Origin of the sequence: Xanthomonas chitinilytica (assembly GCF_026107455.2) — a bacterium.
Taxonomy (GTDB): domain Bacteria; phylum Pseudomonadota; class Gammaproteobacteria; order Xanthomonadales; family Xanthomonadaceae; genus Stenotrophomonas; species Stenotrophomonas chitinilytica.
On sequence record NZ_JAPCHY010000008.1, the window covers coordinates 44,180 to 60,609 of the forward strand.

Sequence of the window (16,430 nt, forward strand, 5' to 3'; positions counted from 1 at the left end):
GAGGGTGCCCGTGCGGTGGTCGCTTTCGACAACGCCGGCGGGCATTGCCGCCGGCGCCGACAGCATCTCCACCGTCGTCCCCGCGCAGGCAGGGACGACGGGACCTGCTGGATGCCCTTACTGCGGCAGCGCCAGGTCGTCGAGCAGCGCGCGCAGGAAGCGGGCGGCTTCGCCGCCGGTGCAGGCGCGGTGGTCGAAGGTGACCGACATCGGGATGACCTTGTGCGACTCGAAGCCGCCCATCACCGGGGTCATCTGGAAGCGGGCGCGGCCGGCGCCGACGATGGCCACGCACGGCGGCACCACCACCGGGGTGGCGTAGCGGCCGGCGAACATGCCGAAGTTGGACAGCGAGATGGTGTAGCCGCTGAGTTCGGACGAGGCGATGGAGCGATCCTCCACCTGCTGGCGCAGGCGGTTGACGCCTTCGCGGATGCCGCGCGCGTCGAGCATGTCGGCATTGCGCAGCGCCGGCACGAACAGGCCGTCGTCGGTGTCCACGGCGATGCCGATGTCGACCTGCGCGTGCAGGGTGCGGGTCAGCGCCTCGCCGTCGAACCAGGCGTTCATCGCCGGCACCGCCTGGCAGGCGACCACGATCGCGCGCACCAGGCGCGCGGTGACGTCGTTGCCCGGCGCCCAGGCATGGATGTCGGCATCGTCGTTGAGCGTGGTCGGCACGACCTTGCTGTGCGCGTCGGCCATCACCCGGGCCATGTTGCGGCGCACGCCCTTGAGCGGTTCCGGCTGGCCCTTGGCGACCACGCCCGGCGGCTGCGTGCGCATCGGCCGGCCGGCCGCCGACAGCGGGGTGCGCGCTGCCTCCTGGCGTGCCGGGGCGGGGGCGGCCACCGCCTGTGGCTGCGGGGCGGCGGCGGGCGCGGCGCCGATGCGGGCGCTGCCGTCGGCCGCGGCCTGCTTGACGTCGGCCATGGTCACCGCGCCCTCGGCGCCGCTGGCGCGCACCCGCGACAGGTCGACGCCGAGCTTCTTCGCCATCGCGCGTACCGCCGGCATCGCCTTGACGCCGCCGACGGCCACCGCCTGTTCGGCATGCACGGCGTTGGAGCTGACCATCGCACCGACCACGGTGCCTTCGTCCTCGCGTTCGGCCGCGGCCGCTGCCGGAGCGGCGGCCGGCGCAGGTGCCGGGGCGGGCGCTTCGGCCGGGGCGCCATGGTGGTGGCCGGTATCCTGGCCTTCGGCGCGCTGCGGCAGGTTCGGGTCGATCTCGAACTGCGCCAGCATGTGCCCGGTGACGACGATGTCGCCGGCCGCACCGGCCAGCTTGAGCACCTTGCCGGAGACCGGCGAGGGCACTTCCACCACCGCCTTGGCGGTTTCCATCGACACCAGCGGTTCGTCGAGCCGGATGACGTCGCCTTCCTTGACGAACCATTCGACGATGGTGGCGTCCGGCAGGCCTTCGCCCAGGTCGGGCAGGTTGAAATTCTTGGTCTGGCTCATTTGCAGTTCTCTTCCAGCAATTCAAGGTCGCGTGCCGGCAGCCAGCCCTGCGCGCCATTGGCGCGTTCGGACCACCACCAGCCGCCGTATTCGTGGTGCAGCTTTACCAGTTCGCCGCTGTCGGCGTCCAACTCGCGCGCGTTGTAGTCGCGCAGCGCTTCGGCGCGGCCGTCGTCGAGCACGCGCAGCCAGGCCACCGGCGCCCAGCCGGCGCTGTTGTCCTCGGTGCGCACCCAGGCGAACGCGGGCCACTCTTCGTCGCGCACGCCCAGTTCGACGATCTGGCCGGTGCGGAAGCGGAGCGGATTGGGATACTGGCTGCGGTAGGCGCTGAGCAATCTCGCCCGCATGTCAGCCCGCCGCCACCGCACGCTTGGCCGCCGCCACGATCCGCTCCACGCTGGGCAGGTACTTCATTTCCAGGCGGAACAGCGGGATGTGGGTGTCGTAGCCGGTGACGCGCTCGACCGGCGCGACCAGGTCGTACATCGACTGCTCGGCCAGGCGCGCGGCGATCTCGGCGCCGAAACCGGCGGTCTTGGGGGCCTCCTGCACGATCACGCAGCGGCCGGTCTTGGCCACCGATTCGGCGATGGTGTCGAAGTCCAGCGGACGCAGCGTGGCCACGTCGATCACTTCGGCGCTGATGCCTTCGCCGGCCAGCTTGTCGGCCGCTTCCAGCGCTTCCTTCACCTGCGCGCCCCAGGTCACCAGGGTCACGTCGGTGCCGTCGCGCAGCACGAAGCACACGTCCAGCGGCAGTGCCTCGCCATCGTTGGCCACCACTTCCTTGTACTGGCGGTAGATGCGCTTGGGCTCCATGTAGATCACCGGGTCCGGCTCGCGGATCGCGGCCAGCAACAGGCCGTAGGCGCGCTGCGGGCTGGACGGCAGCACCACGCGCAGGCCCGGCACGTTGGTGAAGATGGCCTCGTTGGCCTCGCTGTGGTGTTCCGGCGCGCGGATGCCGCCGCCCCACGGCACGCGCAGCACCATCGGGCAGTGCAGGCGGCCGCGGGTGCGGTAGCGCAGGCGCGCGGCGTGGCAGATCAGGTGGTCCACCATCGGGTAGACGAAGCCGTCGAACTGGGCCTCGGCCACCGGCTTCATGCCCTGCGCGGCCAGGCCGACGGTGAGGCCGGCGATGGTGGTCTCGTCCAGCGGGGTGTCGAGCACGCGCTGGTCGCCGAAGCGCTGCTGCAGGCCGGCGGTGGCACGGAACACGCCGCCGTTGACGCCCACGTCCTCGCCCAGCACCAGCACCGACGGGTCGTGCTCCATCTCCCAGGCCAGCGCCTGGGTGACGGCTTCGATCAGGGTGATGGGGGTTGCGGTCATGCTGTCTTCTCCGCGCGCGGTGGCTGCGCTGTGCGCCGTGCCGTGGTCGTGGCCGGCCTGTGATTCGGGAACGATGCGCTTGCTCTCATCCATGGCGCCGCTCCAGTGCGATGGCCTCGGCGCGCTGCGCCAGCAGGTCCGGCGGCGGATCGGCGTAGAGGTAGTCGAACATCGCCTCCACCGGCTGCACCGGCGTGTTGAGGTAGGCGTTGACCTCCTCGTCCACCCGCGCGCCGCATTCGTCGGTCCACGCCTTTTCCTCGGCTTCGCTCCACACGCCCTGGTCGGTCAGGTACTTGCGCAGGCGCAGCATCGGCTCGCGCTGCCAGGCGTCCTTGACCTCGGCGTCGTCGCGGTAGCGGCGGGCGTCGTCGGCGGTGGTGTGGTCAGACAGGCGATAGGTCAGCAGTTCCAGCACGGTGCCGCCTTCGCCGGCCAGCGCGCGCGCGCGCGCCTGTTCCATCGCGGCGAGCACCGCGATCAGGTCGTTGCCGTCCACCTGCAGGCAGAACAGGCCGCCGGCGATGCCCTTCTGCGCCAGCGTCTGCGCGCCGGTCTGCGCCGAGCGCGGCACCGAGATCGCCCAGCCGTTGTTCACCACGCACAGGATCAGCGGCAGCTTGTAGGCGCCGGCCGAGTTGAGCGCGGCGTAGAAGTCGGTCTTGGAACTGCCGCCGTCGCCGCACACCGAGACGGCCACCTGCGGCATCCCGCGCAGCTTGAACGACAGCGCCGAACCGGCCGCATGCAGGCACTGGGTGGAGATCGGCACGCAGATCGGGAAGTCGCGCACGGCATCGCTGTCGCGGTCGTAGTCGCTGCCGCGCTCGTCGCCGCCCCAGTACATCAGCACGTCGCGCGGGCGCACGCCGCGCATGAACATCGCGCCGTACTCGCGGTAGCTGGGGGCCAGCACGTCGCCGGACTTCATCGCCGCGCCGATGCCCACGTGCGCGGCCTCGTGGCCCAGGCAGGAGGCGAACGTGCCCAGCTTGCCGGTGCGCTGCAGCGCCACGGCCTTGGTGTCGAACACGCGCACGGCCAGCATCTGCTTGAACATCGGCAGCAATGCGCGCGGGTCGCGCAGCGACTCGGGAAGATCGTTGCGTACCAGCGTGCCGTCGGCACCCAGGTACTGCAGGTATTCGATTTGGAACTGGGCGGAAACCGTCATTGCCGACTGCACCTTCTACAGATGGTTTCAAATGATAAGAATTGCCATGTTAAGGAACCCGGACGAAAAAGCCGTCCTGCGGCGCAGCACGACCGCGCCCAAAAAGAGACGCGGCCGAAGCCGCGTCCCGGGGTTTTGCCTGTCGCCGCTACGTATTCAGCACCCTCGCCCGCTGCAGGCGGTGCGGGTGCTGAAGCTGGCGCTGTTGTCGGCCGGGTCGGCCTCCGCGCTGGCGGAGGCCGCCGCCGCGTGCACCTGGATCAGGCCATCGGCCGGGGCCGGGCGGGTGTTGGCCTTGAGCTGGAACACCGCCTGGGCACCGGCCGCCAGCGGCTGCGTACCGCTGCAGTCGAAGCTGGCCTGGCGCGCGCCGCCTTCCTTGCGGCACTGCCAGCCGGCCGGGGCGACGACGCTGGCGGTGGCGGCCAGGGTGTTGCCTTCCAGCCGCAGCGTCGGTGCCTGCGCGTCGAGGTTGCCGTGGTTGGCCAGGGTCACCGCGTACTGCGCGGTGAGCTGGGTGGCCGGTACCGTGGCCGGGCCGTCGATCGCCACCGCCAGGTTGGCGGCATCGGCAGCGGCCACCGCCACGCTGGTGCTGTCGCCATCGTTGCCGGGCTGCGGGTCGGGCGTCTGCGAGCGCACCGACGCGGCCAGCTGCAACGTCTGGCCGGCCAGCGCCGCGTCGGTGGCCACGCGCAGGGTGAAGCTCTGGGCGCTGCCGCTGGCGAAGCTGGCGATGGTGCAGGTGAGGGTGGTATGGGCACCGGTCTGCGGCGGTGCGCAGCTCCAGCCCGGCGCGGCGGTGAGCACCGGCGCCACCACCGCGTCGAACACGAAGGCGACGGCGGCATGCTCGGCCGCATCCGGACCCTGGTTCTCCACGTCCACCGTGAACACCGCTTCCGCGCCGGCCACCACCTCGGCCGGGTCGGCGTTGGCGGCCACGCCCAGGTCGGCGAAGCGCTGCATCTTCAGCTTGAGCAGCACCACGGTCGGGTCGTGGTCGGACAGGCGGGTGGGGGTGTCGGCGTCGTTGCGCGCGGTTTCCGGGAAGTCGGCGTTGATCCGCGCGTGGCCGATGGCCAGCGTCTCCAGTTGCGGCGACTGCATCAGCGCCTGGTTGGCGAGGATGTGGTCCAGCGACTGCACGTTGCCGTCGTAGGCGTAGGAATAGCTCTGGTCCGGCGGCAGCAGCCAGGTGAGGTTGTCGTAGTCCGGGTCCACCCGGTCCACGCCGTCGCCGGCCACCACCGTCTGCGCGTCGGCGCTGGGCAGGCCGGTGACGGTGCCCATGGCGTCGACGTAGCCGTCGTTGAACTCGAAGGCGTTGAAGTCGCCCATCACCAGCACCTGCTCCTGCGGGTCGGCCAGCTGCCGGGCCTGCAGCAGGTCGGCCAGGAAGTCCGCCTGCGCCTGGCGCTTGGCACGGATGCGCTGGCCGCTGGCGGTGTCGGCCTCGGCGCCGTTGAGCGAGCGCTGGTGCACCACGATCGCGGTCAGCGGCAGCTGGCGGCCGTCGGCGAAGTTGACCGTGGCCTGCAGCAGCAGCGGCGGGCGGTCGTTGAGCAGGCTGGTGGCACCGCCCGGCTCGGTCCAGGTGGTGTCCTTGCCGTGCTGTTCGACCAGTTCCACCTGCACCCGCGGCAACCCGGCGGCGACCGGCGCGGTCTTGACCAGGAAGCCGACGTCGATGCCGCCGATGTCGTTGCCGTCGATCAGGTGGGCGACGTACTGCGGGTCGGGCTGGCCGGCGGCCACCGCGTCGCTGCCGATGCGGTCGGCCAGCGTCTGCAGCACCTGCAGGTTCTCCACCTCCACCACGCCGAGGATGTCGGGCAGGTGCAGGTAGTCGCGGATGCCCAGCGAGGCCTTGTTGAGGCGGGCCTGGTAGGCGGCGGGGGTGAGCACCGGCTCGCCTATCGACGGGTCGTTGTGGTCGTCGAAGAAACGCTGCAGGTTGTAGGTGGCCACGCTGACGTCGTCGGCCTGCGGCAGCGGCGCCGGGCGCGGCTGGTCGGCGCCGTCGCAGTCCACCTGCGGCGCGGCTTCGGGATAGATCGTGTAGCGGCGGAAGCCGTAGTCCAGCGGGCCGGTGACGCCGCTGACCACGCAGCCGGCGGCCACGTCGATGCGCTCGCCGCCCAGGCCGGCGCTGCCCACGCCGATCACGTGCGGGTTGGTGTTCCAGCGCGGCACCTCGCCCGGCGAGCCGGCCGGCAGCGGGTCGGGCTGCTGCACGCCGGGCCGGCGGTAGCCGCGGGTCACGCCGGTGACCACGGCATGGAACACGCCGTTGCTGCTGCCGGTGGCGTTGGCCTCGCTGACGTTGCCCAGCGTGGGCGTGTTGACGGTGAGGCTGGGCACGGTGACGCGCATGCCTTCCAGCGCTTCCAGCTGGTCGTAGTCGCCGTCCGGGTCGGGGAACTGCGGGGTCAGCGTCACCGGCGTGGGCAGGGGATGGCCGGCGGACTGGAACAGCACCGTCGGCGAGGTGATCTCGGTCAGCGGCGGCTGGCTCGGATCGGCGGTGGGGACGTACTCGAGCACGGTGCCCTGCACGGTGACGCGGTTGCCCACCGCGGCCTCGGCCGGCGGCGCGCTGCCGGTGTAGACGTAGATGCCCTCGGAGGTGCGCGGGTCGTTGTCGGCCTCGGCGTCGGGCATCTGCAGGAAGAAGCCGGCGCTGCGGCGGCCGGTGACGATGCCGCTGGTGGCCACCACCTGGCCGGCATACGGCGAACTGCCGCCGCTGCCCTGGATGGCATGGATCGGCAGCACGTTGAAGTCGTCGTCGACGATGGTGGCGGTGGCGCGGGCGGTGCCGAGCACGGCGCCGCTGATGTTGCTGAAGTCGACGTGGAAGGTCTCGTTGCCTTCCACCAGGGTGTCGTCGATCAGCTCGAACTGCAGCATGAAGCCGGCCACGCCCTCGGGCAGGGTGAGGGTGCCGGACCTGGCGACGTAGTCGCTGCCGGCGGTGGCGGTGCCGTCGACGGTGGCGTAGTCGACGCTGACCCCGCCCGGACCGGCCGGCTGGCTCAGCGACACCTGCAGGAACACGACCGGCGCGCTCTCGCCGGCCGAGCCGTCGGCCACGCTCAGCACCGGCTGCCCGCCGCCGCCGCAGACGTGGGCCGGTGCGGCGCTGTTGCGCGGCGTCGGCGCGCCGGTGGCGAAGTCGGCGCCGTTGTTGTCGCTGTCGCTGCAGCCGCCTTCCTTGCGCAGCACCGCCAGGGTGTTGCTGGGGGCCGGCGTCGGCGCGTCGCCCTCGGCGCAGTTGGCGGTGCCGCCGAAGCCGACCAGGTCGACCGTGCCGCTGGGGCAGGTGCCGCTCAGCGCGGCGGTGCCGTTGCTCAGCGCGACCTTGCCGGCGGTGCCGCTCATGGCGATGCCGCCGCTGGCGTCGGGCGCGGGCAGGTCGACGCTGCCGCCGGCGCCGTCGGCCTGCTTGACCAGGTAGTAGCCGCCCGGCGCGATGCTGCCGGCCAGCGGCGTCACCTGCCAGCTGCTGCCGGTGGCCGAGGCGTACTGCACCGACCAGCCGGCCAGGCTGACCGGGCTGCTGCCGTTGTTGTGCAGCTCGATGAAATCGCTCTTGTAGGTGGCACCGCTGTTGCCGCCGCCGCCGTACACCTGGCTGACGACGACCTGGGCCCGACCGTGGCCGGCAAACGCCAGCGCACACAAAACCACTGCACTCCGAAGCAGCAACGCACGCATAGGAAGAACTCCCCAGTCCTGTGGATGAGCGCCCCCCTGGGCTGGCCTGCCTGGCCAACCGGCGCCCGCCGATTCTGCCCCAGTTTGGCGGCAGCCGTGTGACAGGCGGTGCGGTACCCTTGCCGGCCCTGCAATCCAGCCCGCCCCAATGACCGTAGAAAAGAACCAGCGCGAACTCGAAGCCGGCATCCATACCGACCTGGAGGGCCGGCTCACCTACGGGGGCTACCTGCGGCTGGACCAGCTGCTGTCGGCGCAGCAACCGCTGTCCAGCCCGCCGCACCACGACGAGATGCTGTTCATCATCCAGCACCAGACCTCGGAGCTGTGGTTGAAGCTGCTGGCGCACGAACTGCGCGCGGCCATCGTCCACCTGCAGCGCGACGAGGTCTGGCAGTGCCGCAAGGTGCTGGCGCGCGGCAAGCAGGTGCTGCGGCTGCTGACCGAGCAGTGGGCGGTGCTGGAGACGCTGACCCCGTCCGAATACATGGGCTTCCGCGACGTGCTCGGCCCGGCATCGGGCTTCCAGTCGCTGCAGTACCGCTACATCGAGTTCCTGCTGGGCAACAAGAACGCGGACATGCTCAAGGTGTTCGGCCACGACCCGCAGGGCCAGGCCACGCTGCAGGCCACGCTGCAGGCGCCGAGCCTGTACGAGGAGTTCCTGCGCTACCTGTCGCGCTTCGGCCATGCGATCCCGGCGCAGTACGCCGGCCGCGACTGGGCGCAGCCGCACGTCTCCGACGCGCTGCTGCGGCCGGTGTTCGAGCGCATCTACGAGAACACCGACCGCTACTGGCGCGAGTACGCGCTGTGCGAGGACCTGGTGGACCTGGAGACCCAGTTCCAGCTGTGGCGCTTCCGCCACATGCGCACGGTGATGCGGGTGATCGGCTTCAAGCGCGGCACCGGCGGCTCCAGCGGCGTCGGCTTCCTCAGGCAGGCGCTGGAACTGACCTTCTTCCCGGAGCTGTTCGAGGTGCGCACCAGCGTCGGCGTGCCGCCGCCGTCGCCGCCGGCCTGAGCACGGGCCGGGGTTGTCGACATCGGCCGGGGCTGGCAAGGTCGAAGCCTTTCCGGATCAGGGGAACCGCTACCGATGAATACTCCCGCCGCGCCGCCGGCCACTGGCCTGATGGCCCGTTTCCTCGATTTCATCGAGCGCACCGGCAACCGCCTGCCCGACCCGGCGGCCCTGTTCCTGCTGCTGATGCTGGCGGTGTGGGGCCTGTCGTGGGCGCTGTCGGGCGTGGACTTCGCGGCGGTGGATCCGCGCAGCGGCGAGCCGATCCGCATCGTCAACCTGCTGGCCGGCGATTCGCTGACCGGCTTCATGGCCAACATGGTCAAGGTATTCCTCGGCTTCGCGCCGCTGGGCGTGGTGCTGGTGGCGATGCTGGGCCTGGGCGTGGCCGAGCACACCGGTTTCATCAACGCCGCGCTGCGCCGCGCGCTGTCGGTCACGCCGCGGCTGCTGCTGACCCCGGCGCTGGTGGCGGTGGCGGTACTCAGCCACGTGGCGGTGGACGCCGGCTACGTGCTGGTGATCCCGCTGGGCGGGGTGATCTTCTACGCCGCCGGACGGCACCCGATCGCCGGCATCGCCGCCGCGTTCTGCGGCGTGTCCGGCGGCTTCTCGGCGACGCTGTTCGTGCCCTCGTCGCTGGACCCGATGCTGGCCACCTTCACCCAGAGCGCGGCGCAGATCCTGGACCCGGCGCTGGTGGTCAACCCGCTCAACAACTGGCTGTTCACCACCGCCTCCTCGTTCCTGGTGATCGCCATCGGCTGGTTCGTCACCGACCGCATCGTCGAGCCGCGGCTGGCGCGCATGGCGGTGGACGGCGATACCCGCGAACTGCCGAAGATGGAGCCGCTGAGCGCGGCCGAGCGCCGCGGCCTGGGCTGGGCGCTGGCGGCGATGGCGCTGGCCGGGCTGCTGTTCGCGCTGAGCCTGCTGCCGGAAGCCAGCCCGTGGCGCGCGCCGGCCGCGGCGGTGCCCGAGGGCAGCCACCCGCTGCTGGTGGCCGCCGCGCCGGTGATGCAGTCGATCGTGGCGCTGATCTTCGTGTTCTTCCTGCTGCCGGGCGTGGTCTACGGCTACGTCGCCGGCACCGTGAAGAGCCACCGCGACATCATCGCGGCGATGACCAAGGCGATGAGCGGGATGGGCTACTACATCGTCATCGCCTTCTTCATCGCCCAGTTCCTGGCCGGCTTCAACGGCTCGGGCCTGGGCACGCTGATGGCGGTGGAAGGCGCCGACCTGCTCAAGGCGCTGGGCCTGCCGATGTGGCTGACCATCATCGGCCTGATCGTGATGACCGCCATCGTCAACCTGTTCATCGGCTCGGCCTCGGCCAAGTGGGCGCTGCTGGCGCCGATCATGGTGCCGCTGATGATGCAGCTGGGGGTGTCGCCGGACCTGACCCAGGCCGCCTACCGCGTCGGCGACTCGATGACCACGATCCTGACCCCGCTGATGCCGTACTTCCCGCTGATCGTGGTGTTCTGCCAGCGCTACGTGACCTCGGCCGGGATCGGCACCCTGGTCTCGGTGATGGTGCCGTACTCGATCGCGCTGTCGGTGTTGTGGACGCTGTTCCTGCTGGCGTTCTGGGCGCTGGGCGTGCCGCTGGGCGTGGGCGCCAGCTACGGCTACCCGGCCAGCTGAACGGGCAACCCCCGCGGACACCGCCACCACCGGCATTTGACGCCGGCGGTGGCGGTCGGTAATCCTCCCCCGGCCCCGGCATCTGCCGGGGTCCGTCTTTCAACGAACGTTTCAGGGGGAATCCCGCATGAGCGCTGCCGCGCCGAGTTCAGAACCAGCCCCGGCGCCCGTGCCGGAGTTCAAGACCTTCCTCGGGCATCCCAAGCCGCTGTGGATGCTGTTCATGTCCGAGTTCTGGGAGCGCTTCGCGTTCTACGGCATCCGCTGGGCGATGGTGCTGTACATCGTGGCCCAGTTCCACGGCGGCGACGCCTCGGGCGAGAAGCCGGCCAGCGAGCTGTACGGCGCCTACCTGGCGCTGGTCTACGCCGGCGCGATCTTCGGCGGCTACGTCGCCGACAAGATGGTCGGCTTCCAGCGTTCGATCCTGCTGGGCGCGGTGTTCATGGCGCTGGGCCTGTTCCTGCTGGCCTCGCCGACCGAGCCGCTGTTCAAGCTGGGCCTGGCCACGATCATCGTCGGCAACGGCCTGTTCAAGCCGATCATCTCGACCATGGTCGGCAAGCTGTACATGCAGGGCGACGCCCGCCGCGACGCCGGCTTCACCATCTTCTACATGGGCATCAACATCGGCGCGATGATCGCCCCGGTCATCACCGGCTGGCTGGCGCGCAAGGTGTTCGGCAGCAACGACAACCCGCATTACCAGTGGGTGTTCATCTCCGCCGGCATCGGCATGATCCTGAGCCTGGTCTGGTTCTGGGCCGGCCGCGCGCAGCTCAAGGGCATCGGCCTGCCGCCGGCCGGCCAGGAAGGGCTGGGCCGCGTCGGCCTGGTCGCGCTGCTGGGCCTGGTGGTCGGCATCCCGCTGTTCTACTTCCTGCTGACCATCGACGCCAACGTGCTGCAGGCGATCCTGATGACGCTGTTCGTGGTGCCGGCGCTGATGCTGCTGATAGAAGGCATCCGCGAAGGCAAGGTGGCGCGCGACAAGGTCATCGCGATGCTGGTGATCTTCGTGTTCAACGTGCTGTTCTGGGTGTTCTTCGAACAGGCCGGCAGTTCCTTCACCTTCCTGGCCGACCGCATCGTCAACCGCGAGTTCGGCGACTGGACCTTCCCGCTGGAGTGGTTCCAGTCGGTGAACTCGGTGGCGATCATCACCCTGGCGCCGATCATGGCCTGGCTGTGGGTGAAGATGGGCAAGAGCAACCCGACCATCCCGCGCAAGTTCGGCCTCGGCCTGATCTTCAACGGCCTGGCCTTCCTGCTGCTGATGGTGGCGCTGTCGAGCATGGTCGACGGCAACGGCAAGATCCCGTTCTGGACGCTGTTCATGGTCTACGTGATCCAGTCGGTCGGCGAGCTGTGCCTGTCGCCGATCGGCCTGTCGATGACCACCAAGCTGGCACCGGTGCGGTTGGGCGGCATGGCGATGGGCTGCTGGTTCCTGTCCATCGCCATCGGCAACAACCTGGCCGGCATCTTCGCCGGGCGGGTCAGCGGCACCGGCGGCATGACCGTGGAGTCGGCGCACACCGGCTACACCTTCGGCTTCTGGGCGCTGCTCGGCGCGGGCGTGCTGCTGTTCCTGGTCGCACCGCTGATCAACAAGCTCATGCATGGCGTGAAGTGAGGCAGACGATGGCGCCGGACAAGCTGATCCCCACCCTGCTGCTGGCCCTGTCGTTGGCGGCCTGTGCCCAACCTTCGGCGCCGCCGGCGGAAACCGTCCAGCCGCTGGATACCTCGCTGCAGAAGCTGGCAGTGGCCGACACCAGCCAGCCGGTGGCGTCCGGCAACACCCCCACGGCGGCCGACATCGCCGCCGTGGCTGCGCTCAACGCCCGCTTCGACCCGGCGCGCGATCCGGCCGCGGACCTGGAGACGGCCAAGGTCGAGGCCCAGCGCGGCGGCAAGCGCATCATCGTCGACGTGGGCGGGGAGTGGTGCTCGTGGTGCCACATCCTCGACGGCTTCATCGCCGGCGATGCGGAGATCCGCAGCTTCCGCGACGCCAACTACGTGTGGATGAAGGTCAACTACAGCGAAGAGAACGAGAACCGGGCGTTCCTGGCCGCGTATCCGGAGATCAAGGGCTACCCGCACCTGTTCGTGCTCGACGGCGACGGCCGGCTGCTGCATTCGCAGTTCACCGCCGAGCTGGAGAAGGGCAAGGGCTACGACCGCGGCAAGTTCTTCGCCTTCCTCAAGGAATGGGCGCCGCCGCAGTCGTGAGCGGCCGCACCCGTGCAACCGACGGCGCCGCAAGGCGCCGTTTTCCGTTGCGGCAAGCGCATGGCGCGTGCGGTTGCCGGGGGGCTTCATTTCCGGCGGGTGCCGCCGCTAAGTCCTAGGTGGTGTGGTCGCCGTGTCGCGAAGGCGGTGGCGGCCGGCCTTCCGCCCTTTCCCAGCGTGATCCCATGGCAGCCCAGGACAACTCTCCTCCGCCCCCGCAGACCGAACTCCCGCCGGTGACCCTGCCCACGGTGGAAGCGTTGCTGGACGAAAGCGCGCCGGCGCCGGAGCAGGACGACGCCGCTTCCGCGCTGCCGCCGCGCTATCGGCTGCCGCTGGCGGCGATCCCGGACAACGCGATGCTGCAATCGGCGGCGGCACGGCTGGTGGAGCAGAAGGAGAAGATCGACGCACTGGTCCGCGACGGCGGGCTGGCCGGATTGCTGCCGGGCGAATGGAGCGTCGGCAGCCGCGGCATCGACCTCAAGGCGTTCGTGCTGTCGGTGGTGCCGTTCGTGCCGAACGTGGCCAAGGCCGAAGCGGCCGCCGCGCGGGTGCCGCTGAAGTACCTGCTGGGCGATTCCTGGCGCTGGACCGCGGCCGAGGTGGAATCGCCGCGGGCGCTGGCGGCCTACCTGGCCAGCGACGAACGCGGTTCGGTGGGCAACGCCGACCACGCCGAGGTCTACCTGCTGGCGCCGCTGGGAGTGTGCTGGGCGCACGAGGGCAAGAGCCGCGCCGGCTTCCTGCGCGGCATGGGGATCGAATCGATGGCGGCACGGGTGACCGCGCTGCCGTATCCACCGGCCTCGCAGCTGGCGCTGTACGCCGTGGCGGCCGATGGCGTGGCCCAGGTGTGGTGCGTGCACGAAGGGCGCAAGCTGCGGCCGCTGGCGGCGCCGTGGCTGACGGTGCCGCTGCTCACCGCCTATGGCGTGGCCGCACCGCAGGCGTGGCCGGCGCGGTGGCCGCCGGTGGCCGAGGTGGCGGCGGAGATCGCACTGGCGCGCACCGGCAAGGGGGCGCCGGAAGTGGATCTGGCCAAGGTGGCCGCCAAGGTCGCGCGCGATACCTCGTCCGAGGCCTGGGTGGGGACCAACCTGCTGCAGATGCACACCTGGGTGCCGCGCTGGCGGTTCTTCCTCACCTCGTTCATCGGCCTGCCGGCGGCCTTGCTGATCATCGCCGCGCTGGCGTTGCCGGTGGACGTGGAAGCGGCGGCGGTGGCGGCCGCGCTCGGTTTCGCCGGCGGTGCCATCGCCGCGCTGGCCGCGCCGTGGATCTATGCCCGGCGCAAGCACCTGAACTGAGCGCGCCGCTGCAGTCACTGCGCGGGCGGGACGAGCGCCCCTGTGTCGCCGCCGCACCGGCGCTGTCCCGGCGATCGGTTGCCGGGTTCCGCCGCCGGCGCCTGGAAGTGGCCAACAGAACCGCAGCCGTCGTCCCCGCGCGGGCGGGAAGGGCCGGTCGGCAGCCGCCAGGCGGGTCGTCCAGCGACTTTCGCCCGGGAAAGACAAGGCACGGGATGACCAGGCATTCGCCTGTCGGGAAGCATCTCCCGCCTGCGCGGGGACGACGGGTTCTGTCAGCCGCTCTAATCCGGCATCGTCATCTGCGGCAGGCCGGCGTCGGCCAGACGGGTGATCAGCCGCTCCAGCGTCTGTTCCTCTTCCTCGGTCAGCACCGACATCAGCTTGCGGGTGATCTCCATCACCAGCGGCGCCACCGTCTCGTAGACCTCGAACCCGGCCGCCGACAGCGCCAGCACCGAGCGGCGTCGATCGTCGCCGTGGGTTTCACGGCGGATGAAGCCGCGCTCCAGTAGCCTGGCCACCGCGCGGCTGACGGCTACCTTGTCCATCGCCGTGCGGTCGGAGACCTCGCTGGCCGAGGAGCCCGGATACAGCGCCAGGATCGTGATCACCCGCCATTCGGGGATCGACAGCCCGTAGCGGTCGCCATACAGCTTGGCGATGTTGCTGCTGACCCGGTTGGACAGCACGCTGATGCGATAGGGCAGGAACTGCTCCAGGTCGAGCAGCACATGCGAGGCACGGATGCTGGTGGAGCGGCTGGGATCGGGCGTGCTCATGTTGCGGTGCACCTTGATGGTGGTTTCATATGTAACTATAAACCCTCGGTCCTGACCCGCCCATTCTCGCGAGTCTTTCTTCTGCCCGCACCTGGTTTTTCCGATGCGGCAACGCTTCTGGAGGCGAACATGAACACCCAACTCGATTCCGCATCGCACGCGCCGAACCCGGGCATGCAGGTCACCACCTTCGAAAACCCGATGGGCATCGATGGTTTCGAGTTCGTGGAATTCGCCGCCCCGGCCGGCCGCGGCGGCGAACTGCACGACTACTTCCGCAAGATGGGCTTCACCGCGGTGCTGCGCCACAAGCAGCGCGCCATCACCGTCTATCGCCAGGGCGGGGTGAACTTCCTGGTCAACGAGGAGCCGGATTCGTTCGCCGCCGATTTCGCCAAGGCCCACGGCCCGAGCGCCTGCGGCTTCGCCATCCGCTTCTCGCACCCGGCTGCCGGAGTGCTGGAGAAGGCCGTGGCCAATGGCGCCGAAGTGGTCGCGCACAAGGCCGACAGCAAGGCCGTGGCCGCGCCGGTGATCAAGGGCATCGGCGACTGCATGCTGTACCTGGTGGACCGCTACGGCGCGGCCGGCAGCATCTACGACGGCGACTACGAGCCGATCGAGGGCGCCGACCAGAACCCGGTCGGGTTCGGCCTGACCTTCATCGACCACCTGACCCACAACCTGTACCTGGGCAACATGCAGCAGTGGTCGGACTACTACGAGCGGCTGTTCAACTTCCGCGAGATCCGCTACTTCGACATCAAGGGCGCCAAGACCGGGCTGGTGTCCAAGGCGATGACCGCGCCGGACGGCATCGTGCGCATCCCGCTCAACGAATCGTCCGACCCCAAGAGCCAGATCAACGAGTACCTGGACGCCTACAACGGCGAAGGCATCCAGCACATCGCCTGCTTCACCGAGAACATCTACGACACCGTCGAGGCGATGCGCGCCCAGGGCGTGGAGTTCCTGGACACCCCGGACACCTACTTCGACGTGGTCGACCTGCGCATCCCCGACAACGGCGAGGACGTGCCGCGCCTGCGCAGGAACAAGATCCTGATCGACGCCGACCCGGAGACCAAGCAGCGCAAGCTGCTGCAGATATTCACCCAGAACTGCATCGGCCCGATCTTCTTCGAGATCATCCAGCGCAAGGGCAACGAGGGCTTCGGCGAAGGCAACTTCCAGGCGCTGTTCGAGTCCATCGAGCGCGACCAGATTAAGCGCGGCGTGCTGTAGGGCTTGGCCCGAAGCTTTTGCTTGAAAGCCCCTCTCCCTGCGGGAGAGGGGTTGGGGTGAGGGGCAGGAGGCACAGCAACGGTGAACCATCATCGACCACCAATGGCCACCATTGCACTGGAGCGTGCGCGAGAGCTGCGCGCGCGTTCCACCGACGCCGAACGCAAGTTGTGGGACATGCTGCGTGGTGGGCAACTGGACGGATTGAAGTTCCGCCGCCAGCACCCCATCCCGCCCTACACCGTGGATTTCTTTTGCGCATCGCTGGGGCTGGTGATCGAATTGGACGGTTCCCAGCACACCGAGGAAAGTGACCGGGCGCGCACCCGGTATCTGCAATCGAAGGGCCTCACCGTCCTGCGCTTCTGGGACAGCGAGGTTTTGACCCAAACCGAGGCGGTGGCCGAAGCGATCTTGAAGGCTGCGGCCTCCGTTTCCCCTTACCCCAACCCCTCTCCCGTGGGGAGAGGGGCTTGAAGGCA

General features: G+C 69.8%; 13 protein-coding genes. 7 read left to right on the forward strand and 6 right to left on the reverse strand.

The features are described from left to right. Positions 1 to 117 precede the first annotated feature (117 nt). From OK345_RS10160 to OK345_RS10180, 5 genes are all read right to left on the reverse strand, one after another. The gene (locus tag OK345_RS10160; RefSeq protein WP_265127860.1) at positions 118 to 1,467 is read right to left on the reverse strand and encodes a dihydrolipoamide acetyltransferase family protein; all 1,350 of its coding nucleotides are present in this window, start codon (positions 1,465 to 1,467) and stop codon (positions 118 to 120) included. Then, positions 1,464 to 1,817, reverse strand: a complete 354-nt coding sequence (locus OK345_RS10165) for an SH3 domain-containing protein (protein ID WP_265127861.1) — start codon at positions 1,815 to 1,817, stop codon at positions 1,464 to 1,466. The genes OK345_RS10160 and OK345_RS10165 overlap by 4 nt, the downstream gene beginning before the upstream one ends. A 1-nt stretch (position 1,818) precedes the next feature. After that, positions 1,819 to 2,898: an alpha-ketoacid dehydrogenase subunit beta gene (locus tag OK345_RS10170; RefSeq protein WP_265127862.1), complete on the reverse strand. Its 1,080-nt coding sequence runs from the start codon at positions 2,896 to 2,898 to the stop codon at positions 1,819 to 1,821. Continuing rightward, complete coding sequence (gene pdhA / locus OK345_RS10175; RefSeq protein WP_265127863.1) at positions 2,891 to 3,979, reverse strand: pyruvate dehydrogenase (acetyl-transferring) E1 component subunit alpha; 1,089 nt, start codon at positions 3,977 to 3,979, stop codon at positions 2,891 to 2,893. The genes OK345_RS10170 and pdhA overlap by 8 nt, the downstream gene beginning before the upstream one ends. Positions 3,980 to 4,135: 156 nt before the next feature. Beyond that, positions 4,136 to 7,699: a Calx-beta domain-containing protein gene (locus tag OK345_RS10180; RefSeq protein WP_265127864.1), complete on the reverse strand. Its 3,564-nt coding sequence runs from the start codon at positions 7,697 to 7,699 to the stop codon at positions 4,136 to 4,138. Positions 7,700 to 7,847: 148 nt separating this feature from the next. On the opposite strand from OK345_RS10180, the gene OK345_RS10185 reads away from it, so the two are divergent. From OK345_RS10185 to OK345_RS10205, 5 genes are all read left to right on the forward strand, one after another. Beyond that, positions 7,848 to 8,723 (forward strand): tryptophan 2,3-dioxygenase, encoded by an 876-nt coding sequence (locus tag OK345_RS10185; RefSeq protein ID WP_265127865.1) that lies wholly within the window; start codon positions 7,848 to 7,850, stop codon positions 8,721 to 8,723. 75 nt (positions 8,724 to 8,798) lie between these two features. Further along, positions 8,799 to 10,373, forward strand: coding sequence for an AbgT family transporter (locus OK345_RS10190; RefSeq protein WP_265127866.1), 1,575 nt, complete (start codon positions 8,799 to 8,801; stop codon positions 10,371 to 10,373). A 127-nt stretch (positions 10,374 to 10,500) separates the two neighbouring features. Then, positions 10,501 to 12,009 carry a peptide MFS transporter gene (locus OK345_RS10195; protein ID WP_265127867.1) on the forward strand — a complete coding sequence of 503 codons (1,509 nt, stop codon included), beginning with the start codon at positions 10,501 to 10,503 and terminating at the stop codon, positions 12,007 to 12,009. Positions 12,010 to 12,017: 8 nt separating this feature from the next. Continuing rightward, positions 12,018 to 12,611 (forward strand): thioredoxin family protein, encoded by a 594-nt coding sequence (locus tag OK345_RS10200; RefSeq protein WP_265128027.1) that lies wholly within the window; start codon positions 12,018 to 12,020, stop codon positions 12,609 to 12,611. A gap of 236 nt (positions 12,612 to 12,847) precedes the next feature. Further along, positions 12,848 to 13,921, forward strand: coding sequence for a hypothetical protein (locus OK345_RS10205; RefSeq protein ID WP_265127868.1), 1,074 nt, complete (start codon positions 12,848 to 12,850; stop codon positions 13,919 to 13,921). A gap of 284 nt (positions 13,922 to 14,205) precedes the next feature. On the opposite strand, the gene OK345_RS10210 is transcribed toward OK345_RS10205, so the two are convergent. Further along, complete coding sequence (locus OK345_RS10210) at positions 14,206 to 14,703, reverse strand: MarR family winged helix-turn-helix transcriptional regulator (protein WP_265127869.1); 498 nt, start codon at positions 14,701 to 14,703, stop codon at positions 14,206 to 14,208. A gap of 129 nt (positions 14,704 to 14,832) precedes the next feature. Between OK345_RS10210 and hppD the strand changes: the two genes are divergently transcribed. Continuing rightward, positions 14,833 to 15,948, forward strand: coding sequence for a 4-hydroxyphenylpyruvate dioxygenase (gene hppD, locus OK345_RS10215; RefSeq protein WP_265127870.1), 1,116 nt, complete (start codon positions 14,833 to 14,835; stop codon positions 15,946 to 15,948). A 102-nt stretch (positions 15,949 to 16,050) separates the two neighbouring features. Further along, a complete protein-coding gene (locus OK345_RS10220; RefSeq protein ID WP_265127871.1) occupies positions 16,051 to 16,425 on the forward strand; it encodes an endonuclease domain-containing protein in 375 nt (124 codons plus the stop codon). The last annotated feature ends 5 nt before the right edge of the window (positions 16,426 to 16,430 follow it).